This window comes from Gordonia jinhuaensis (assembly GCF_014639795.1).
In the GTDB taxonomy this organism is placed as follows: Bacteria; Actinomycetota; Actinomycetes; order Mycobacteriales; family Mycobacteriaceae; genus Gordonia_B; species Gordonia_B jinhuaensis.
On the sequence record NZ_BMGC01000029.1, the window covers coordinates 23,062 to 44,223 of the forward strand.

Annotated in this window: 17 protein-coding genes; 9 read left to right on the top strand and 8 right to left on the bottom strand. The window is 66.7% G+C overall.

Going from position 1 to position 21,162, the window contains the following annotated elements; genetic code table 11:
• Window positions 1-6: 6 nt before the first annotated feature.
• Complete coding sequence (glf, locus tag IEW22_RS15605) at window positions 7-1,242, bottom strand: UDP-galactopyranose mutase (protein ID WP_229742778.1); 1,236 nt, start codon at window positions 1,240-1,242, stop codon at window positions 7-9.
• A gap of 309 nt (window positions 1,243-1,551) precedes the next feature.
• On the opposite strand from glf, the gene IEW22_RS15610 reads away from it, so the two are divergent.
• From IEW22_RS15610 to IEW22_RS15625, 4 genes are all read left to right on the top strand, one after another.
• A complete protein-coding gene (locus tag IEW22_RS15610; protein WP_229742780.1) occupies window positions 1,552-3,060 on the top strand; it encodes a carboxylesterase family protein in 1,509 nt (502 codons plus the stop codon).
• 111 nt (window positions 3,061-3,171) lie between these two features.
• Window positions 3,172-4,317 (top strand): ferredoxin reductase, encoded by a 1,146-nt coding sequence (locus tag IEW22_RS15615; protein WP_188587553.1) that lies wholly within the window; start codon window positions 3,172-3,174, stop codon window positions 4,315-4,317.
• 91 nt (window positions 4,318-4,408) lie between these two features.
• On the top strand, window positions 4,409-5,653 hold the full coding sequence (locus tag IEW22_RS15620; RefSeq protein WP_188587554.1) for a fatty acid desaturase family protein: 1,245 nt from the start codon (window positions 4,409-4,411) through the stop codon (window positions 5,651-5,653).
• Between the two features lie 9 nt (window positions 5,654-5,662).
• Window positions 5,663-6,553, top strand: coding sequence for an adenylate/guanylate cyclase domain-containing protein (locus IEW22_RS15625; RefSeq protein ID WP_229742781.1), 891 nt, complete (start codon window positions 5,663-5,665; stop codon window positions 6,551-6,553).
• A 28-nt stretch (window positions 6,554-6,581) separates the two neighbouring features.
• Here IEW22_RS15625 and IEW22_RS15630 read toward each other — a convergent pair whose 3' ends face one another.
• Entirely contained in the window at window positions 6,582-8,147 is a 1,566-nt protein-coding gene (locus tag IEW22_RS15630; protein ID WP_229742783.1) for a SpoIID/LytB domain-containing protein, read from the bottom strand.
• A 236-nt stretch (window positions 8,148-8,383) separates the two neighbouring features.
• Here IEW22_RS15630 and IEW22_RS15635 point away from each other — a divergent pair, with 236 nt between their 5' ends.
• Both IEW22_RS15635 and IEW22_RS15640 read left to right on the top strand, forming a co-directional pair.
• A complete protein-coding gene (locus tag IEW22_RS15635) occupies window positions 8,384-10,732 on the top strand; it encodes an N-acetylmuramoyl-L-alanine amidase (RefSeq protein WP_188587555.1) in 2,349 nt (782 codons plus the stop codon).
• A gap of 10 nt (window positions 10,733-10,742) precedes the next feature.
• A complete protein-coding gene (locus IEW22_RS15640) occupies window positions 10,743-11,675 on the top strand; it encodes an alpha/beta hydrolase (protein ID WP_188587556.1) in 933 nt (310 codons plus the stop codon).
• Between the two features lie 20 nt (window positions 11,676-11,695).
• Here the strand turns inward: IEW22_RS15640 and IEW22_RS15645 are convergent, their stop codons facing one another.
• On the bottom strand, window positions 11,696-12,544 hold the full coding sequence (locus IEW22_RS15645; RefSeq protein WP_188587557.1) for an HAD family hydrolase: 849 nt from the start codon (window positions 12,542-12,544) through the stop codon (window positions 11,696-11,698).
• A 9-nt stretch (window positions 12,545-12,553) separates the two neighbouring features.
• Window positions 12,554-13,225, bottom strand: a complete 672-nt coding sequence (locus IEW22_RS15650) for a lysophospholipid acyltransferase family protein (protein ID WP_188587559.1) — start codon at window positions 13,223-13,225, stop codon at window positions 12,554-12,556.
• A 45-nt stretch (window positions 13,226-13,270) separates the two neighbouring features.
• Between IEW22_RS15650 and cynS the strand changes: the two genes are divergently transcribed.
• Window positions 13,271-13,714 carry a cyanase gene (gene cynS / locus IEW22_RS15655; protein ID WP_188587562.1) on the top strand — a complete coding sequence of 148 codons (444 nt, stop codon included), beginning with the start codon at window positions 13,271-13,273 and terminating at the stop codon, window positions 13,712-13,714.
• Window positions 13,715-13,805: 91 nt separating this feature from the next.
• Here the strand turns inward: cynS and IEW22_RS15660 are convergent, their stop codons facing one another.
• Complete coding sequence (locus IEW22_RS15660) at window positions 13,806-14,555, bottom strand: lysophospholipid acyltransferase family protein (protein ID WP_188587564.1); 750 nt, start codon at window positions 14,553-14,555, stop codon at window positions 13,806-13,808.
• A gap of 169 nt (window positions 14,556-14,724) precedes the next feature.
• On the opposite strand from IEW22_RS15660, the gene IEW22_RS15665 reads away from it, so the two are divergent.
• Window positions 14,725-16,320, top strand: coding sequence for a Rieske 2Fe-2S domain-containing protein (locus IEW22_RS15665; protein WP_188587566.1), 1,596 nt, complete (start codon window positions 14,725-14,727; stop codon window positions 16,318-16,320).
• A gap of 199 nt (window positions 16,321-16,519) precedes the next feature.
• Window positions 16,520-18,124 (top strand): Na+/H+ antiporter NhaC, encoded by a 1,605-nt coding sequence (nhaC, locus tag IEW22_RS15670; protein WP_188587568.1) that lies wholly within the window; start codon window positions 16,520-16,522, stop codon window positions 18,122-18,124.
• A 3-nt stretch (window positions 18,125-18,127) separates the two neighbouring features.
• Here the strand turns inward: nhaC and IEW22_RS15675 are convergent, their stop codons facing one another.
• From IEW22_RS15675 to IEW22_RS15685, 3 genes are all read right to left on the bottom strand, one after another.
• Window positions 18,128-18,772: a response regulator transcription factor gene (locus tag IEW22_RS15675; RefSeq protein ID WP_188587571.1), complete on the bottom strand. Its 645-nt coding sequence runs from the start codon at window positions 18,770-18,772 to the stop codon at window positions 18,128-18,130.
• A complete protein-coding gene (locus IEW22_RS15680) occupies window positions 18,769-19,776 on the bottom strand; it encodes a hypothetical protein (protein WP_188587573.1) in 1,008 nt (335 codons plus the stop codon). Before IEW22_RS15680 ends, IEW22_RS15675 begins: the two co-directional genes overlap by 4 nt.
• An 89-nt stretch (window positions 19,777-19,865) precedes the next feature.
• Window positions 19,866-21,053 carry a sensor histidine kinase gene (locus IEW22_RS15685; RefSeq protein ID WP_188587575.1) on the bottom strand — a complete coding sequence of 396 codons (1,188 nt, stop codon included), beginning with the start codon at window positions 21,051-21,053 and terminating at the stop codon, window positions 19,866-19,868.
• Between the last annotated feature and the right edge of the window lie 109 nt (window positions 21,054-21,162).

Consider the following 21,162-nt stretch of genomic DNA (forward strand, 5'->3'; position numbering starts at 1 on the left):
TGACGCTCACTTGCTCTCCCCCGATTCGTCGGTCAGCGTGGCGCCGTCGCGCAGATGCGGCGCCAGGGTGTTCTCGAACATCGTCAGCGCGCTGGCGATGGCCATGTGCATGTCCAGGTACTGGTAGGTGCCCAGCCGCCCGCCGAAGAGCACCCGCTGCGATGCGGTCTCGGCCTTAGCCAGCGCGCGGTAGGCGCCGAGCTTCTCGCGGTCGTCGGGGGTGTTGATCGGGTAGTACGGCTCGTCGCCGGATTCGGCGAACCGGCTGAACTCGCGCATGATCACGGTCTTGTCGGTGGGGTACGCCCGCTCGGGGTGGAAATGACGGAACTCATGGATGCGCGTGTAGGGCACGTCGGCGTCGTTGTAGTTCATCACCGGGGTGCCCTGGAAGTCGCCGGTGGGCAGCACTTCAGTCTCGAAGTCGAGGGTGCGCCACCCCAGTTCCCCCTTGGAGAAGCCGAAGTAGCGGTCCAGCGGTCCGGTGTAGACCACCGGGGCGTCGGGGCTGGCGGCACGCAACTGGTCGCGCACGTCGAACCAGTCGGTGTCGGTGCGTACCTCGATGCGCTCGTCGGCGGCCATGGTCGACAGCCACGCGGTGTAGCCGTCGACCGGCAGACCCTCGTAGGTGTCGTTGAAGTAGCGGTTGTCGAAGGTGTAGCGCACCGGCAGCCGGGCGATGTTGGAGGCGGGCAGCTCGGTGGGGTCGGTCTGCCACTGCTTGGCGGTGTAATCCCGGACGAACGCCTCGTAGAGCGGGCGTCCGATCAGGCTGATCGCCTTCTCCTCGAGGTTCTTCGCATCGGCGGTGTCGATCTCACCGGCCTGTTCGGCGATCAGCGCGCGCGCCTCGTCGGGGGTGAAATAGCGGCCGAAGAACTGGCTGACCAGCCCCAATCCCATCGGGAACTGGTAGGCCTGGCCGGCGTGCATGGCGAACACGCGGTGCTGGTAGTTCGTGAAGTCGGTGAACTGGTTGACGTAATCCCACACCTTCTTGTTGGAGGTGTGGAACAGATGCGCACCGTATTTGTGGATCTCGATCCCGGTGGCCGGTTCGGGCTCGGAATACGCGTTCCCGCCGATATGCGAGCGCCGCTCCACCACGAGAACCCGCTTGCCCAACTGCGTGGCCGCACGCTCGGCGATGGTGAGCCCGAAGAATCCGGACCCCACCACGAACAGGTCGTAACGGTTCGGATCGTCCCGTTTCGGGTCATCGCTTGTTTCGTCCACCACGGGTGTTCAGGGTAACCGACCACCACTCGAGCACCGGGGATGCCGCCGCCGGGGCATCGCGGGCGGCTGGTCGGCGCGTGGTCCGCCGCCCGCTGAACTGGTTGCGTCTGTGCCCGCGCGACTGGTCGCCAGCCTGCAGAACTGGTTGCGTCTGTGCCCGCGCGACCAGTTCTCACCGACGCAACCATTGCACAGGATGCACACTCAGAAACTGGTTGCGCGAATCCCCGCGCAACCAGTTCAGTCCGCGCAACCAGTTCAGTCCACGCAACCAGTTCATGGGGACGATGCCGACCGTCGAGAGGTGACATGGCCGACACAAAGCCCAGCACGAAGCCTGAGGCCGACGCGATACCCGAGGCCGACGCGATACCCGAGGCCGACGCGATGCCCGAGGGCACCGCCACCCCGGCGGGGTCGATCACCACCCTGGCGGAGTCGATCGCGGTCGACACCGCAGCGGGCACGTGGAGGTTCTCGCCGCCATGCGGACCGGTCATCGGCGATGTCACCGACGAGGTGGTGGTGGCTCGTGCGATCCCCTATGCGCAGGCGCAACGATTCGCGCGACCAGAACCCGTCGCGCCGTGGACGACGCCCCACCACAGCACGACCCCCTCACCGAAGGCGCCCCAGGTTCCCTCTCCCTACACCGACAAGACCCTCGGCGGGCGTTCCGATCGAGTCGGGTCCGACCTCCCCGAATCCGAGCAGTGCCTCAACCTCACGGTGACCAGACCGGCCACATACCCGACACCGGCCACATCTCCCACACAGCCGCTCCCGGTGGTGGTGTGGATTCACGGCGGGGCCTATGTGATCGGCGCCGGCGACGACCCGCACTTCGACCCGGCAGCCCTGGTCGGTGAGCAGCAGGTGGTGTTCGTGGCGATCAACTTCCGCCTCGGCATCCTGGGCTACCTGGGCGATGGCAGCGACGCCCGACCCGCCAACCTCGGACTGCTCGACCAGCTGTCCGCTCTGCGGTGGGTCGGCGAGAACATCGCGGCATTCGGCGGCGACCCGGACTCGGTGACGGTGATCGGACAGTCCGCAGGCGGCGACGCCGTGGCACATCTGATGGCCACACCGAATCCGCATGAGCTCTTCCGCCGGGCCATCATCCAGAGCGCACCGCTGGGCCTGCGCCACCGCCGCCGGCGGCTCGTGTCGTGGATGTTCGATCGCACCGCCGACATCACCGCAGCGACGAAGATCAGCTCGATCCTGCTCACCCAGACCGAGATCTCGCGTAAGGCACTGCGTTTCGGGCTCAAGGCGGCAATGGCGTTCGGCACGCAGTACGGCCTGCCGCCGCTGCCCGAGGAGTCGGCGATCACGACATGGTGGGAACGCGCAGCACCGCATATCGATCTGCTCATCGGACACAACCGCGACGAGACGCACTACTTCTTCTCCACCCACCCCTCGAACCCGGTGCTCAAAGCACCTGTCGTCGACTGGTGTGCGCGCCGTGTGATCAGCCCCATCATCAGCCATGTGGTCTACGCGCGAGACGATTCGGCATTCGCCGGCCGCCACGCCCGCGCGGGAGGGCGCACGTACCACTACCGAATCGACTGGGCCGCACCGGGAAACAAGTTCGGATCGTGTCACACCATCGAACTCGCCCTGCTCTTCGGCACACGCGAGGCATGGGAGGGCGCCTGGATACTCGACGGCGCCTCACGCGAGGATGTCGAGCGCGACGGGGCGGCGCTTCGGGAACTGTGGGGCAGATTCATTCGCGGTGAGGACCTCGGCGACCGCGAACCGACATCCCTCACGCCGATCATCGGCTACCGTCGCGTCCGGTGACGGCTCAGGCATCTGCGCCGGCGTTGTGACACCGTGCGCTGTGATCGGCGTTACACTCGAACGACCCGATGACCGGCGAGCGTGAATGCACAACCGGGGAATGCGAGCACGATGGATCTACTGCGATGGAGCACGAGACCGGCTCGTGATGTCGAGGCGGTGTCGCCGCGTACCAATGTGATCCGCGGGCTCCTCGCACGTGCCACCACCCCGCTTCTCCCCGACGATTACCTCCACCTCATCAACCCCCTCTGGTCGGCGCGCGAACTGCGCGGGCGGATCGTCGACGTCCGACGCGAGACCGCCGACTCGGCGACCGTGACCATCGAAACCGGTTGGGGATTCTCCCACGAGTACGCCGCCGGCCAATACGTGGGCATCGGCCTGATGGTGGGTGGGCGCTGGCATTGGCGCTCCTACTCGCTGACCTCCATCGGGGACCCCGACGACAAGCGCATCTCGATCACCGTGAAGGCCACCCGCGACGGGTTCCTGTCCAGTCACCTCGTCGACGGTGTGGAGCCGGGCACCGTGGTGCGTCTGGCCGCACCACGCGGCGACTTCCGGCTCCCCGATCCGCCGCCGGGAAAGATCCTGTTCCTCACCGCAGGCAGCGGGATCACACCGGTGATGGCGATGTTGCGGTCACTGCGACGCGAGATGAGCGAACGCGACGGGGCAACTGTGGAGGACGGGGCGACTGTCGATATCGTGCACATCCACTCCGCCCCGACCCGCGACGACGCCATCTTCCTCGACGAACTCGAACAGCTCGCAGCGCAGTGGCCGTCATATCGACTCACACTCCACTTGACCTCCAGCGCAGGGAAACTCGACCCCGAATCGTTGGGCGAGGATGTCGCCGACCTCGCCGATCGGCAATGCTGGGCGTGCGGTCCGGCGAAATTCCTCGACGCGCTGGAGAAGCTGTTCGATCACGAGGGCCTCGAGGAGCAGCTGCACGTGGAACGGTTCGCGATCGCGCGCACCGACCACGGTGGCGAGGGTGGTCGACTGACGTTCTCGGTATCCGATAAGAGCATCGACATCGACGGTGCGACAACCATTCTCGAGGCCGGGGAGAGTCTCGGGGTCCAGTTGCCCTTCGGTTGCCGAATGGGCATCTGCCAGACCTGCGTGGTACCGCTGGCCACCGGGTACGTCCGCGACCTCCGCACCGGCGAGGAGCGCCGCGAAGGCGAACGCATCCAGACATGTATCAGCACCGTGTCCGGCGAATGCTCGATCGACATGTGAGGCGACCGCGCGCAGAAGCCGACTCCGGCATCTGACGCGCGGCCTCATCCCAGCAATTGCGAGGATCATCCCAGCAATTGCGAGGAACACCATGGCAATCACCGATATCGACGTCTACGCGCACCTGACCGAGTCCGACGTCGAGACACTCGGCGCCGAACTCGACGCCATCCGCCGCGACATCGAAGAGTCCCGCGGAGTCGACGACGCCCGCTACATCCACCGCACCATCGCACTGCAGCGCGGTCTCGCCGCAGGTGGGCGCGTGGTGTTGTTGTTCAGCAACCACAAACCCGCCTGGCTGGTCGGAACGGCGCTGCTGAGCACCGCGAAGATCATCGAGAACATGGAGCTCGGCCACAATGTGATGCACGGGCAGTGGGATTGGATGAACGACCCCGAAATCCACTCGTCATCGTGGGAGTGGGACACCACATGTCCGAGCGTGCAGTGGAAGCACTCGCACAACTACATTCACCACAAGTACACCAACATCGTCGGGATGGATGACGATGTGGGCTACGGGATCCTGCGCGTCACGCGCGATCAGCGGTGGGAATGGTGGAATGTCGGCAACCCGCTCTACAACGCGCTGTTGGCGGTGTTCTTCCAGCACGGTGTGGCACTGCATCACCTCGAGGTGGCCAAACTGCGCACCGGCCAGAAGACCTACCGGCAGGCGCTGAAGGATCTCCGGCTCATCGGCGTCAAGGAAGTCCGCCAGAACGCCAAGGACTACTTCATCTATCCCCTTGCCTCGGGCCCGAACTGGAAGACCAGCCTCACGGCCAACCTCACGGCGAACCTGATCCGCAACCTGTGGGCCTACATGGTGATCTTCTGCGGTCACTTCCCCGACGGCGCAGAGAAATTCACCACCGACGAGTTCGAGAACGAAGACCGTCCGCGCTGGTATCTGCGACAGATGCTGGGGTCGGCCAACTTTCGCGCCGGGCCGCTCATGCGTTTCTTCAGTGGCAACCTCAGCCATCAGATCGAACACCATCTGTTCCCGGATCTGCCGAGCAATCGCTACGAGGAGATCGCGGTGCGGGTACGCGCACTGTGCGACAAGTACGACCTGCCCTACACCACCGGGTCGCTGCCGGGCCAGTACCTGCTGACCTTCCGTACGATCGCGAAACTCTCACTGCCCAACGCACTTCTGCGCGCATCGGCCGACGACGCCCCGGAGACCGCATCCGAACTGCGTTTCGATGTACGCGGCGGGCTCAAGCGTCACTTCGGTGTCGACCCGGCGACCGGTCGTCGGCGTGGCCTGCGGACCGCGCTGCGCGAACTCGCCGACAGCAGGGTGGCCGCCACACAGACGTAGTATCAGCTCGTGGATCCGAGCACGCAGCCGCCCGCCGCAGACGGTGGCGACGAGGTCACCGGCAACGACCGCACCGCTGCCGCCGAGCACATGCGGCGGGCCGCCGGATTCCTGGCCCGCACCGACCGCAACGAGCGACTGGTCGCCGCCGCGCGCGTCGCGCGACGGCTCGCCCCCGAGGCACCTGTCCCGGAACTGGACGTGAGCGCCCGCTCACGACTGTCGGACCGGCTGTATCGCCTCATGAGCGAGAAGGATCCCGCCACCACCGATCTGACGCGCGGCGAGGACCCGGGCACTGCGGACCGTTCACCGAGTGCGACCCGCGAACTGACACTGGCGATCGTGGCGGTGTGGCGTGCGCTGTCGAGCAAGCGCACCGGGACCACCGTCGAGACGGCCGATGTGACAATCCTGTTCACCGATCTGGTGGGCTTTTCCACGTGGGCGCTACATGCCGGTGACGAACGCATCATCGAACTCATCGGTGAGGTCAACCGGGTGAGCAGTGAGATCATCACCGCACACCGCGGGCGGATCGTGAAGTCGCTCGGCGATGGCGTGATGGCGGTGTTCGCCGATGCCGCAGAGGCCATCCACGCCGCCTTCGAACTGTGCGGAGCGGTCAGTGCGATCCGCCTCGACGACTACCGGCCGTCGTTACGCGCAGGCCTGCACACCGGTTCGCCCACCCGGGTGGGCAGCGATTTCCTCGGTGTCGACGTCAACGTGGCGGCGCGGGTCGCCGATGCGGCCGGCGAAGGGGAGGTGCTGGCGACCAGCGACACCCTCGCCTCGGCCGACCCCGGCGCCTACGTCCGCCGCCGGCGCCGATTCCGCGCGAAGGGCACCCCGAAGGATCTCGAGGTGTTCGCCGTCATCCCGCGCTACGAAGACTGAACCGACCGGCGGCCGGTGTCGGCGCCGATCAGTTCAGCTGATCGGCGGCGGGGAATCCCTTCACCAGTTGCGCACCCTGCGCGAGGAACGCCTGCAGTGCCTGCCCGATGAGCGCATGCGCACCGGTGTCCTGCGAGAAGTAGACGTTGCCGTTCTGGAAGGCCTGCACCGCACCGGGGAGCCCGGGCAGCGCCAGGACCGGACCGAGTGCCTGGCCGAGCGCACCGTTCGTGCCGCCGAGTTCGGCGACCTTGGCCGCGATCGCCGTGGTCGCGGCGTTCACCAGGTCCGAGACGCTGCCCAGCGACCCGAGCCCCGGGATCGAGATGTCGCCGGGAAGTGTTGCCGCCGGGCCGCTTCCACTCGACACTCCGGCCGAGGGCGCGACGATCTGCGGCTTCGGCTGACCGGCGATGGAAAACCACGCCGACTTGAGTTGCAGTTTGGTGCGCGCCTGGTCGCCGGTCACCGTGACGGTGCCACCGGTGCCGGTGACACGCACCTCCAGCGCACGCCCGAATTCGGCGCCGAGCCCGTTGGCCTTGGTGACCGCGATGTCGGTGAGTTGCCCCACCCCGAATGCCGAACCGATCGAGGCCGCACTCACCTGAGCCGTCCAGTTGTGGTTGGGCGAGAGCGCATCCCCGTCGTCGACGGCGGCCGGAAAGCCCACACCCGCGCTGTATCCGCCGGTGGACGAGGAGAACTCGGTGAACGCCGGCTTGCCGTCGGTGCCGTTGAGCACCTGACCCGCAGTCGCGTCGGCCGCGGCGTTGGTACGTGGATCCTCACCACTCGCACCGCCGTAGACCTGCGAGTTCTGGGTGTCGTCGATGACCTTGCCGCGGTTCATCGCGGCGAGCACGTAGCTGCGTGCGGCCACGGCCTGGGCCTTGAGCGCCTCGGTGCCGCCCTGATCACCCCAGACCGGCAGCGCCTCCCGTGGTGTCACACCTTTGACGTAGTCGTCGACCGACAGCACGTTGATCACGTCACCCGACGGGTTGTAGCCCAGCGACCCGCGGAAGGCATCGTTGTTGCCGCAGAACTTCAGCCACTCGTTGGCCGGACGGTTGGCACCGGCGTTGACCGGTGACACCAGTCCGTTCGGGGCGGTCACGGTGCTCACCACCGCCCCACCGCAGCCGGCGGTGATGGTGGCGGTGGACCCGGACAGCCTGACCGCCTGCCCGGGTGCCACCACCTGATTTCCCACTCGCATGCCGGCGTCCGCATGGACATTGACCACGTCACGTTCGGTGAGAACCACCGTGACGGGAGGATTGTCCACCTTCCCCGCGGTTGTGCCGCCGTAGAAATGGCTCAAGATCTGAGCCGAACTCCACCCCTGTTTGGCGTATCCGAAGGCTCCCCACTGGCCCATACCGCGGCCATGACCGAGACCGTGGCCGATCAGCGTGATCTCCGAGTTCGCGGCCAGCCGCACCCCGGAGTCGTGTCGATCGCCGATCTCATGTCCCAGGAGAGTTCCACCCAGCACGAGCACAGGGGCACATCCCATCGCCGCCCAGGACAGACGTCGTCGCCGACCCGCTCGGCGCGGCGCGTGGAACATCGGTACGCGTCGAGCCATGACAATCAACCTCCGGGTGCAGCGAGAACGCGAACCACATCCACCGGTGACGTCGCTGATGCCTGGTGTCTGTTGTGGGATGTGGTGATACCTGTGTGACTAATGAGACCGAAGTGACCATAGTCAATTCACACCAGTAACAACAACCTCAGGAAGTAACAACAGAATCACGAGTTTCGCGCCACGCCGAGCGCGGTGATGGACATCTGATGTCCGATTCCCAACGATTGCCCTCGATGCGTACACAGCGATCGCGGGACGAACAGACCACCCTGTCCGCCCGCTTCTCCAGGTCCCGGCTGGGTCGATCTCGGCTGCTGAACACCCGGCCGACGCGCCCCTCTCGCGAGTCGCGCCGCCCGTCGGTCGTGCTCGGTGCGGTGGCGACCCTCGTGGTGGCCAGTCCGGCCATCGTGCTGGCCACCAGCTCGACCACCGCGACCAACGTGGACAAGCACGCACCGCTGAGTTCGGAGAAGACCCGCATCAACGAGGTGAGCCTGGACCAGGTGCCCTCGCTCGTGCTCAACATCGTGTCGTCCGGACTGGCCAAGGCCGGTGTCAGCCTGCCGCCGATCGACCTGTCGAAGGTCCATCTGCCCGATATCGACGTCCCGGTGCCCGACGGACTCGTGCCGTCACAGTTGCTGCCCCAGAGTTCGGCGACACAGACCTCGACGACACAGGCTTCGACGACACCGGCCTCCACGACTCCGGGCACCCCGGGTTCGAGTACCGCACCCGGCCGCCCGGCCGCCGCCGGCGAAGCAGTTCCCGCCGGCGCGGTGGTCAAGGAGATCTCGCAGAAGACGCCGTTCTCGATGGTCGGGCTCACCTGGGATGGAATCGCCGACACCACGGCCTATATCCGCGCACGCCAGGCCGACGGTTCCTGGGGTCCGTGGATCGCCGCCGACCCGGCCGAGGGCAGCGCGAAGAAGACCGCCAAGGATCCCAACAAGCAGGGAACCGAACCCATCTGGGTCGGCAAGACCACTCTGGTGCAGGTGGCGGTGACGCAGAAGGGACTGGCCACCCCGGCCCCGCTCGACAGCACACCGGCACCGTCGGCAGGTGCGACCACCACCGCGGTGACCCCCTCGTCTGCGGCCGCCCCGGCCACCACCACCCACCCATCTACGACGCGGACACCCGCGCAGGCGTCGGTCCCCACCACTACGGTGTCCCGAGGCGGGATCGCACCGCGGGCCTTCCGCGAGGAGCCCGCACCCGCGCCGGGCACCTCCGATGCGGCCGGTGCACTGTCCTCGGCGGCGATGGATGCCGTCAACGGCGCTGCGCAACAGATCATCTCGACACTGCAGGCAGCCCTGATCTCGCCGGGACCCGGCGGTGCGGCAGCGCCGACCGGACTCGCCGCGACCCCGCCGGGCGCCGAGCCGCCGGTCATCACGCGCGCCCAGTGGGGTGCCGACGAGTCGCTGCGGTGCTCGGACCCCACCTATGACGACTCGGTCCGCGCGGCGATCGTGCACCACACCGCGGGCACCAACGACTACACGCCGGCGCAGTCCGCCGAGATCGTGCGCGGCATCTACGCCTATCACGCGCAAACCCTCGGCTGGTGCGACATCGGCTACAACGCCTTGATCGACAAGTACGGCCAGGTGTTCGAGGGCGCATTCGGCGGGCTCGACAAGAACGTGGAGGGTGCTCACACCGGCGGCTTCAACCCCGACACCGTGGGTATCGCACTGCTCGGTGACCTCGACCAGGCGCAGCCCACACCGGCGATGATCAACGCGGCCGGCCGCTTTCTCGGCTGGCGCCTGAAGCTCGCCGCGATCGATCCCAATGCGATGTCACATCTCACCTCGATCGGCTACTCCACCGCGCATTACGCCGCCGGTGAGGTCACCGATCTGCCAGTGATCTCCGGTCACCGCGACTACGACTCCACCGAATGCCCCGGCCAGTACGGCTATGCCGCGCTCCCGCAGATCCGCGCGATCGCAGCGGGCGGCCCGCTGCTCACCGACCCGGTGCTCACCGCCCCGCAACCCCCGGTGGCAGCGGTGGCCGGTGACGCCGCCGCACAGGCGAATACACCGGCCGGCGATGCACCCGCGACGGGTGCGGCCGACCAGAATCTGTTGAGCGGCACCAATCTCGGACCGCTCAATGCGGCGAACCTCGGTGAGATCGCCAAACAGTGGCTGGCACTCGGTGGCGCCGGCGGCCCCCTCGGTGCGGCGCTGACCGGTGAGCAGACCGGAACCGACGGCATCTCCAAGTACGTGCACTTCGCCAACGGCGACGTCACCTGGTCGCCCGATACCGGCACCCAGGTGGTGCAGGGGCTGCTCAGCAAGGCATGGGATCAGCTCGGCGGTGCCACCGGCAGTCTCGGGTTGCCGACCGGCGGTCAGACCACGAGCACCGTCGACGGACAGCAGGTGCTCACGCAGGTCTTCCAGTTCGGTCAGCTCGTTCTCAACACGGTGACCGGTGCGGTCACCAAGGTGGTCACCACCTACACCGACACCTATAACCAGCAGATGAGCCAGCCTGCGGCACCCGCGGCGGTGCCCACCGCCCCTGCGGCGGCACCCGCCTCGCCCTAGGATCACCGATGTGTCCGACCACGTAACCGACGTCCCGACCGACCCACGGCTCACCGACCCACAGGTGGCGCGCCATGTCGCCGCCATCTACCGCAGTCGCACCGGCGCCCCGCCGGCCGACATCCACGAGAAGCGGGAACGAGCACAGAAGGTCCGGCTCGCCGATGACGACCAGGTGTGGACCCGCGATGTGATGGTCACCGGCGGCGCCGGTGACCAGGCGGCGCGGTGGTACTTCCCCACCGAGAAGCGTTCGGGCACAGTCACTGTGTTCTTCCACGGCGGCGGCTGGGCGATGGGGGATCTGGAGAGCAACGACGCGCTGACGCGTGAACTGGTCGCGCGGTCGGGGTCGATCATCCTCAGCGTCGACTATCGCCTGGCCCCCGAGAACCCCTTTCCCGCAGCGCTCGACGATGCGACCGCGGCGCTGGGGTGGCTGCACGAGGACCCGATCGGCCGCGACGCCGACCGACTGGTGGTCGCCGGGCACAGCGCCGGCGGTAACCTTGCGGCGGCCCTGGCACTGCGCAGCCGCGACGGCTCCGCTGCGCACATCGACGCTCAGCTGTTGATGTGTCCGGTGCTCGACTGCGATCTCGACCGGCCCTCCTACCACGAGTTCGCCTCCGGCCTACTGCTCACGCGTGACGAGATGGTCGAGTACTGGGACATGTACCACCCCCGGCTGCAGGGCCGCGACCATCCCGATCTGAGCCCGCTGCGCGCCGAATCGCTACGCGGCCTGGCCCCGGCGACACTGATCGTCGGGGGTGCCGATCCGCTGCGCGACGAGGGAATCGCCTACGCCCGCCGACTCGAGGCAGACGGTGTGGAGACGGTCTGCCATGTGCAACCGAGTGCCCCGCACCTGTTCCTCACCTTCCCGCCGATGGAGGCACGCGACCGGTCACTGGAGGTCGCGGCGGACGCGCTGCGCTGAGCGCCGTCGGTGAGACGACTTCAGTCGAACCAGCGCTCGAGCACCTGTCCCACCGCATCGTGGTTGTTGTCGTAGGCGCCCACCTCGTCGGCGGCGGCCTTGGTCGCGTCGTGGGCATTGAGCACCGCGACGCCGTGTCGTGCCCACCGCAGCATCTCGATGTCGTTGGGCATGTCGCCGAAGGCGATCACCCGCTCGGTGCCCAACCCCACCATCTCGGCGAGCGTGCTCAGTCCGGACGCCTTGTTGACTCCGGGTCGCGCGACCTCGATCAGTCCGTTGTTCGTCGAGTAGGTGATTGCGGCGAGTTCATCCATCCCCGCCGCCACCATCGCCGCCGACAGCGTGGTCATCATCGCGTCGCTGGTCATACCCGTATGGCGCACAAGGAGTTTCACCGCCGACTGATCGAGGATCTCGTCGTCGCCAACCTCGAGATGATCGGGGTTGAGCCAGGCGTGCTGATAGCCGCTGGTCGCCACGAAGGGGGCGGTCGCCGAGTCGTGGGCAGACCGGCCGACCCGCTCGGCCGCCAGCCCCGCACCGGGCAGGTGTTCGTGGGCCAGCGCGGCGATCTTGCGCAGCACGTCGGGTTCCAGAGTGGCACTGTGGAGCACCCGATCGGCGGCGATGTCGTAGACGATCGCGCCGTTGGCGCACACCGCGAAGGAACTCGCCGGCAGCTGGGAGGTGATCTCGTGGATCCAGCGCGGGGGGCGACCAGTGGCCAGAACCAACGGCACTCCCCGCTGCGATGCGGCCACGACGCTGCGAACAGTCAACGGCCGCACGATGTTACGGTCGTCGATCAGCGTTCCGTCAACATCACTGACGATCAGATCGGGCGGATCGGGGGTAGTTCGTGTCACCCGAGTACTCTACGCGCCACGCTGGGTAGCCTGCCGACGCGCGTCCTGCTCGCCGCGTACCTCGTCGAGCATCGCGACCATCACCGAATGCAGCGCCTGGGTGTCTGCCTCGATCGCTTCGAGATCGGTGACCGCACCGCCCGACGGCCACACGGGTGCCCCGAAGCGCACCGACACCGGGTAGTGATGGCGACCCATCGACCGGTGTCCCTTCGTCCACTGCCGTTGTGCGCCCCAGACGATGGTCGGGATCAGCGGCACACCCGCCTCGAGAGCCATGCGTACCGCACCGGTCTTGAATTCCTCGATCTCACAGCTGCGGCTGATGGTCGCCTCGGGATAGATCGCCACAATCTCCCCGGCGGCGAGCCGCTCCACGGCCACCGCATAGGCCTGTGCGCCCGCGGAACGATCCACCGGAACCGACCCGGTGTGCGCGACCACGAACCGCATGATGGCCGACTCCATCAGCTCCGCCTTGATCATGAACCGCGCCCGCCGGCCCGACCGGCGCATTGCCACCACCACCGGCAGAAAGTCTACGTAGGCAGTGTGATTGATGGCGAGCACCGCTCCCCCGTCGTCTGGGATGTGATCGATGCCGCGCACCGACAAGTGCACATCCTGCGCGGAAGCGAGTGCGCCGAACGCGAGCTCCAGACTCCGGTAGACCGGTTCCATATCGTGCACAGTAGTGAGTACGAACCCCGTCGAGAGGACAGATCCGTGAATCGCGCCGAACTGACAGAGATGATCGTTGCCGCCAAGATCGCCGGCGGGATCAGCTGGGCCGACGTCGCCGACCGGGTGGGTCTGTCCAAGGAATGGGTCACCGCGGCCTGCCTCGGGCAGATGACGCTCAACGCCGACCAGGCGGCCATCGTCTGCGAGATCTTCGACCTGCCCGACGACGCGATGCCCGTGCTGCAGACCGTGCCGTACAAGGGGTCCCTACCCACCGCGGTGCCCACCGACCCGCTGATCTACCGCTTCTACGAGCTGGTGAGCGTCTACGGCACCACGTTCAAGGAGCTCATCCACGAGGAGTTCGGCGACGGCATCATGAGCGCCATCGACTTCCGGATGAACCTCGAACGCGAACCCGATCCGGCCGGTGACCGCGTGAAGATCACCATGAGCGGCAAGTTCCTGCCCTACAAGTCCTACTGAGGCCAAGTCCTACTACTGGGGTCAAGTCCTACTGGGGCCGCGGCGCCGACAGGGCCACGTGTCACCGAAGCGCAGCACCCGCCGAGCCGGACTACTGCTCTGTCTTCTTGTTCTTGCGCCGCGCGGCCTCGTCCTCGTCCATCCGGTTGGCCTCCTCGAGCGTCGGCGCACCGCCGCCGAGCCGCGCCGGCACCCAGAACGCACCGGCGGGCATCGGCGGGTAGCCGTCCTGCACCTCGAGCAGCTTCTCGCTCATCACCTTGTGCAGTTCCTCGGTGAGTGAGGCCGGGTCGCCGTGCGGTTCGATGGGCTCGGCCACCCCGATGTGGATCGCAGCGTTCGAGCGGCCCAGGTTCTTGGGGTGACCCTTGGTCCACACCCGCTGCGCACCCCAGATGACCGTCGGGACGATCGGCACGCCGGCGTCCAGGGCCATCCGGGCGGCGCCGGTCTTGAACGCCTTGATCTCGAAGCTGCGGCTGATGGTCGCCTCGGGGTAGACCCCCACCAGTTCGCCACGCTTGAGGTAGTCCACGGCGGTGTCGTAACTCGGTTTGCCGTTGGCACGGTCGACCGGGATGTGCTTCATCGCACGCATCAGCGGTCCGCCGATTCGATCGTCGAAGACTTCCTTCTTGGCCATGAAGCGCACCTTGCGCTTGCCGTTGATCCAGGCGGGCAGCCCGGCATAGGTGAAGTCCATGTAGCCGGTGTGGTTGAGGGCGATCACCGCACCGCCGGTGCGCGGCACGTTCTCAGCCCCCGTGACCTCGAATTTCAGGCCTTCGGCCGCCCACAGCCCGAGCGCGATCCTGATCACGCTGTCATACACCGGTTCCATGCCGAATACCCTAGACGACCGCCGAGAGCCCGTTGGGCACATCGCGAGGACATACGGCTCACGACCGACTCCGGCGCCGGGCGATACGCTGGCTTGTTGAGTGTGGGCGCACACGGCCACGAGCACCGCGCGCACACGGAGAATGACGAACCACGGAAAGGCTCCACCTGTGCAGGTGACCAGCATCGGCCATGCCGGCTTCCACATCCAGACCGACGCCGGCTCCATCCTCTGCGACCCCTGGACCAACCCGGCCTACTTCGCCTCGTGGATACCGTTCCCGGACAACTCTGAGCTGGACTGGAAGACACTCGGCGACTGCGACTACCTCTACGTCTCGCACCTGCACCGCGACCATTTCGACGAGCGCAACCTCGCCGAGAACATCAACAAAGACGCCACCGTGCTGCTGCCGGACTACCCGGTGCCCGATCTCAAGCACGAGCTGGAACGACTCGGCTTCCATACCTTCGTCGAGACCCAGGATTCGGTGAAGACCACCGTCACCGGCGACAAGGGGTCGCTCGACATCATGATCATCGCCCTGCGCGCCCCGGCCGACGGCCCGATCGGCGACAGTGCGCTGGTGGTCGACGACGGTGAGACCGTCGCGTTCAACATGAACGATGCCCGCCCGGTCGACCTGGACGTGCTCAGTGAGCAGTTCGGCCCGGTCGACGTGCACATGCTGCAGTACTCGGGCGCCATCTGGTATCCGATGGTCTACGACATCCCCGAACGCACCAAGGCGACCTTCGCCGCGCAGAAGCGTCAGCGCGGTATGGACCGTGCCCGCTCCTACATCGAGCAGGTCGGCGCCACGTGGGTGGTGCCATCGGCCGGCCCGCCGATGTTCCTCGACGACGAGTTGTTCGGCCTCAACGACATCGGCGACGACCCGACGAGCATCTTCCCCGATCAGGTGAAATTCCTCGACGAGATGAAGATCCACGGCACCGACGACGGTGTGAAGCACAAGGGTGTCCTGATGGTGTCGGGGTCGAGCTTCGACATCCACGGCACCGAACTGACGAATCTCACCCACCCGTATCCGCCGGAGGAGGTGTTCGGCGAGAACAAGCGCGGCTACCTCGAGCGGATGGCCGAGAAGTTCGCACCGGTCATCGCCGCGGAGAAGGCGAGCTGGGCACCGGCCGAGGGTGAACCGTTCCTGGAGCCGCTGCGCGAGTTGTTCGAGCCGATCATGGGTCAGAGCGACCTCATCTGCGACGGCATCGGCTACCCGGTGGCGCTGGTGATCGGCGAGGGTTCCGACCTCAAGCCCGGCGACGAGAACGCCGAGACCGTGGTGCTCGACTTCCCCAACCGGATTGTGCGCGAACCCAAGGACGGTGAGGTCAAGTACCGCTACGGCTTCCGGATCGCGCCACAGATCGTGCGCACGGTGCTGCGTGACAACGAACCCGACTGGGTGAACACCATCTTCCTGTCGACGCGGTTCTCCACCTGGCGTATCGGCGGCTACAACGAATTCCTCTACACCTTCTTCAAATGCCTCACCGACGAACGCATCGCCTACGCCGACGGCTGGTTCGCCGAGGCGCACGACGACTCGGCCACGATCACCAAGGGCGACTGGGAGATCCAGCGTCGCTGCCCGCATCTGAAGGCCGACCTCACCAAATTCGGTGTGATCGAGGGCGAGAAGCTCACCTGCAACCTGCACGGCTGGCAGTGGGATCTCCCCAGTGGCCGCTGCCTCACCACCAAGGGGCATGAGTTGCGGAGCAAGAAGATCGACTGAGTGGTGGCCGATGGGCGGTGATCGATGGGCCGTGGCCGATGAGGGGATAGCCGACGGGTCACGCCGCCCGGCGTGTCCCCCGAATTGAGGTCACGATCGACGCCCGGAGCCGCTGAATCTCGGGGTCGTTGGCGCGACAATGACCGTGGATGTTCGCCCCAGCGAACACTCCCTCGGCCATACCTCAACGGGGTGCGCGATGACGACCGACCACACGGACACGACCGGTGACGCCAGCAGAACGCCGGAACCCTCGGGGTCAGATCACGAAACACCGGAAGCCGCCACGTCGGAACAGGCGTCGGCAGAGCACAGCGGGGATGAGCAATCGTCGGGGATCCGGCCACCCAGCCTGACGGACGCGATCATCCCGATCGTCGCACTCGCGGCGCTGATCGCCGGATCGCTGGCGCTCTTCGGCCTCGACGCCCTCGACGGTCCGCTGCAGGTCGCCCTGATCCTGTGCTGCGCGATCGTCACGATCATCCTGTTCAAGAACGGCTGGCGCTGGGACCACGTGGAGGAGGCCAGCCGCGGCGCCCTCGCCTCGGTCACGTCGGCGCTGTTCATCCTGCTCTCGGTGGGTGCGTTGATCGGCACGTGGAATCTCTCCGGCACCATCCCCACACTGGTGTACTACGGCATCCAGATCCTGTCGCCGGGCTACTTCTACCTCGCCGCCGCACTCGTCTGCGGCATCATCGCCATGTCGATCGGGAGTTCGTGGACCACCGTGGGCACCATCGGGGTCGGGCTGGTGGGCATCGCCGGCCTGATGGGCGTGTCCGTCGCGATCTGCGCCGGCGCCTGCGTCTCGGGCGCCTACCTCGGCGACAAACTGTCCCCCCTCTCGGAGACAACGGTTCTCACCGCGCAGATGGTGAAGGTCGATCTGTACACCCACATCAAGAGTCAGGCCTGGACGTCGTTACCCGCGTTCGGCATCGCCTGTGTCGTCTTCGCGATACTGGGAGTCGCGGGGCCGGCGGTGAAGGACACACCCGGCGAGGAGGTCGAACTCGCCGGGCTGAACAAGGTGTTCTGGATCAGCCCGGTGGCGCTGCTCCCGCTTTTGGTGTTGATCGTGCTGTCGGTGCGCAAGTGGCCGCCCTTCCTCGCCTTGCTCACCGCATCTGTGTTCGCGGCGATTATGGCGCCGTTCACTCAGCACGACGCCCTCACGCATTTCGTCGATACCTTCGACGGGTCGCACAATCCCGTCGTCGCCGCAGTCCAGGCCGGCTGGAAGGCGATGGCCAACGGCTTCACCGCCAACACAGGCGTCTCCGACATCGACCGGCTCGTGTCCCGGGGCGGTATGGACAGCATGCTGCTCACCATCTGGCTGATCATCGGTGCGGTCACCTTCGGTGCGCTGCTGGAGAAATTCGGTCTCATCAACCGCATCATCGATCCGCTGATCGCCGCGGCCCGAACCCGAGGCCGGTTGTACCTGACGGTCTGCGCCACATGTCTGGGACTCAACATCGTCGCCGGCGACCAGTACATCGCACTGGTCCTGCCGAGCAAGATCTATCGGACGGTGTTCATCCAGCGAAAACTGGCCCCGCAGAACCTCTCTCGACTGTGCGCGGACAGCGCGACGGTCACCTCACCACTGATCCCGTGGAACTCGTGTGGCGCCTTCATGGGCGCCGTCCTCGGCGTCGCAACGCTGTCGTATCTTCCGTTCGCGGTGTTCTGCTATGCGAGCCCGATCCTGAGCGTCATCTACGGATTCACCGGGTTCCGGATCCGCACGCTCACCGACGAACAGTCCGAGCAACTGCAGAACGCGTCCTGACCGTCATGACGGCGCAGGGTGATCACGCACGATGAAACCGTCGTCCACCGCCGCCGTGTACAACTCGGACTTGGTCCTCGCATGCTGTCCGACCAGCTCGTATTTGTGACGGACCCGGTCGATGTACTGTTTCGCGGTGCTCGGTGCAATCCCCATCCGCCGCGCCACACTGTCGAGCTTCATTCCGCACGCATAGAACCGAAGAGCTTCGAGCTCTTTGTGCGACAACGCTGGTCGCTGTGCATCCGGGTCGTCGAGGACGGCTCGCGCCAGGGTCGGTGTCATCCAGGTCGATCCGGCCAGCGCCGCCTCAACCGCCTTGTGGAGGTCGCTGAGTTCGTCGTGTTTGGACACCACGGCCGCCGAGCCGGCGCGAATCATCCGCCGCACGTGCCGCGAACTCGCCAGCGCCGAGAGGATGACGACCCCCACTCCGGACCCGACCAGTCGCTCGACCACGGCATCGTCGGCGATGCCGGCCGCACCGAGGTCGAGATCGAGCAGCACCACGTCGATGTCGTCTCGGCCGACCAGCTCGTCGAGCTGTTCGGCCTCGGCCACCACGCGATATCCCCACCCGGTCATACGGGCAGAGACCGCTTCCCGAACCAGCCGATGGTCCTCGACAATCGCCAGTCGCGCCGTCATGCGTCACACCTCCCAGGCGTCCACGTGAATTCATGGTCGACATCGGCGGAGATCACAGAGACGCGTCCCCCGTCGCCGGCACTGAACGCACTGACCGATACGTGCTCACCAGGCCGGATGTGATGGATTCTGGCAGCGACGGCGCAGATCAGCTCGTCGGGCACCTCCCCGGCGACGAGGCCGCTCGCGCCGAAGAAGTGGAGGGAGACAAGCACGTGGGCCGATCGGGCCGCGTCCACCACCGCCATCCAGCGAGCCTGCTGACCCAGCGGGATCGAGATCATCGCACGCAGGTAACTCTCCTCGGCACGCGCCGACGTGCGGACGTCGGCGTCGCCGACCCGGTCGGGGTCGGCGATCAGCGTGGTCAGCAGCCACCGGGCAGGCTCCAGTGCCGACCTGCCCCCCGTGGTGCGCAACGCCGATCCGGCGGCCCGCCGCTCGGCCTCGGCGCGGCTCACCAATCCCTCGCGATGGCGCCGTTCCAGGTCTGCTGTCATCGCCGACAACTGCGCGCGCACCACGACGAAGACCGCGATGAGCAGAGCGTCGGCGAACAGCGTCGCGGCGGCTGACGCAGCCGTATGACCTGACATCACCGTCGCCGCGGCCACCGTCGCCGCACTGAGCACCAATGGCGGGATCACCACGGCTCGACGGCCGTCGACGAGGATCAGACAGATACAGACCGCGGCCACCGCGTCGCCGGCCCAGGCCAGATTCGCGGGTGTCACAGCGCCACCGCTCCCCGCGCCCCCACTCCCCGCGCCACTGCCCTGATGCGTCGACAGTGCGACGATCGCGCCCGCGACGAGCACCCCGATGTAGGTGAGTACCACCACGGCGCCCGGCAGATGCCCCTGTGGCCGCCGCGACGTGGCGATCAGTGCCAACACTGTGCCCACCACAAGCCACAATGCCAACGCGGGGACGATCGCCTGCACCGACCACCCGGTTCGAAAGGTGGTGGCAACGAGCCCGACAACCAGGAACTCAGCGAGCATCGGCCGAGTCAATCGTCTCGGGATCTCTCCGATCGCGTCGGCGAGCACATCGCGCCCATCGACGCTGTGCAACGGTGGAACGATCACCGTCACCGTCGTTCCCGACGATGGTGGGACTCGACGTCGATCAGCGCCATGGCATCACGTGCCCGGGGCCGGAGAGTGTCCGCCAGCATGTCGACGTCGGCTGTCCCGGCACCGAGGTCGCGGACGATCACCTGATCGGGCTGCCTACGTACGCAGATCGTCACCTGTTCGGCGCCGGAATGCTTGGCGGCGTTGGTGATCGATTCCCCGATGAGTCCGACGATCTCCTGGCGCCGCCACGGTGGTTGCCGATCGATGAGTCGGCGCAGCATCGCCTCGTCGTCGATCACCGCATCGATGCCCAGCGCGCAGGCGTAGGCGTAGGCGATCAGATCGGAGATCGCCGTGGTGGTCGGCACCCGCTGCGCTTCGATCTCCTCGATCGCGCACAGGTCGGCGCGACATCGCGCACTCACAACATGCCCGTCGCTGACGATCGAGCCGTTGGCCACCGCACCCAGCGTGTTGATCACGGTGTCGTGCAGTACCCGGGACCGCCGGGTCGCGAGTTCCGCGGAGGCCAGGTCGCGGGTCAGCCGCTGATCGATCCTCCCCCGGTGCCGCTGGTGGGTGTCCGCCGTCTGCGCCACCTCACGCCAGACCGTCGTCAGAATCGACACGGCCAGCGTGGAGCAGACGGTGTACACGACGATGAGCAGCGAGTAGTAGACCGTGAGTCGAGACGGTCCGGCGGTCTCGGTGGCGTCCCACAGGGTGCCGGCGGAGTCGCAGAGGATGAGCAGGGCGGCCACCGACGTCGACAGCGTCACGGCCAGTGCGAGCGCAGCCGTCTGCGTGGCGAGCAGACCGGCGACGATTCCCACACACAGACACATGTTGAGCACGATCCGCAGTGCGGCCACATCCGATGTGTCCGGGCCGGCAACAGAGATCGCCGCACCCAGGCAGATCAGGATCCAGGTGCCCACCGGAAACCACACCGTCGCGCCGCGCCACACGGTCAACGCCCAGCAGAGCGCGTGAAGCGCGAACAATCCGACCATCAGTTGACCGTTGCGGAACGAATCGGCTGACGCCGCATACGCGACCAACTGGGCGACGGGCATCAGTGCGGCCCAGGACAATGCGCCGGAGCGCAACACGCGAGCGACCCCGCCGGCATACCCGCCGACCGCGGCCACCCGACCGGTCTGCGCGCTCGGTCGGTGCGAGATCATCGGACCTGCCATCGCTGAACCCCCGTCTCGGTCCCTGGAGGTGCAGTTCCTCTCCGCCGACGGTTACAGATGCCCACGACCGGAGTGCGACCTGACGGCGAATTCGGGACCAAAGTCCCTG

Coding starts and splice junctions, on each gene's coding strand:
- IEW22_RS15660 (WP_188587564.1), bottom strand. CDS start 14,555: ATGGAACCGGTGTATGACAGCGTGATCAGGATCGCGCTCGGGCTGTGG.
- IEW22_RS15610 (WP_229742780.1), top strand. CDS start 1,552: ATGGCCGACACAAAGCCCAGCACGAAGCCTGAGGCCGACGCGATACCC.
- IEW22_RS15615 (WP_188587553.1), top strand. CDS start 3,172: ATGGATCTACTGCGATGGAGCACGAGACCGGCTCGTGATGTCGAGGCG.
- IEW22_RS15650 (WP_188587559.1), bottom strand. CDS start 13,225: ATGGAACCGGTCTACCGGAGTCTGGAGCTCGCGTTCGGCGCACTCGCT.
- IEW22_RS15620 (WP_188587554.1), top strand. CDS start 4,409: ATGGCAATCACCGATATCGACGTCTACGCGCACCTGACCGAGTCCGAC.
- IEW22_RS15675 (WP_188587571.1), bottom strand. CDS start 18,772: ATGACGGCGCGACTGGCGATTGTCGAGGACCATCGGCTGGTTCGGGAA.
- IEW22_RS15635 (WP_188587555.1), top strand. CDS start 8,384: ATGCGTACACAGCGATCGCGGGACGAACAGACCACCCTGTCCGCCCGC.
- IEW22_RS15685 (WP_188587575.1), bottom strand. CDS start 21,053: ATGGCAGGTCCGATGATCTCGCACCGACCGAGCGCGCAGACCGGTCGG.
- IEW22_RS15630 (WP_229742783.1), bottom strand. CDS start 8,147: ATGGCTCGACGCGTACCGATGTTCCACGCGCCGCGCCGAGCGGGTCGG.
- IEW22_RS15680 (WP_188587573.1), bottom strand. CDS start 19,776: ATGCTCGCTGAGTTCCTGGTTGTCGGGCTCGTTGCCACCACCTTTCGA.
- nhaC (WP_188587568.1), top strand. CDS start 16,520: ATGACGACCGACCACACGGACACGACCGGTGACGCCAGCAGAACGCCG.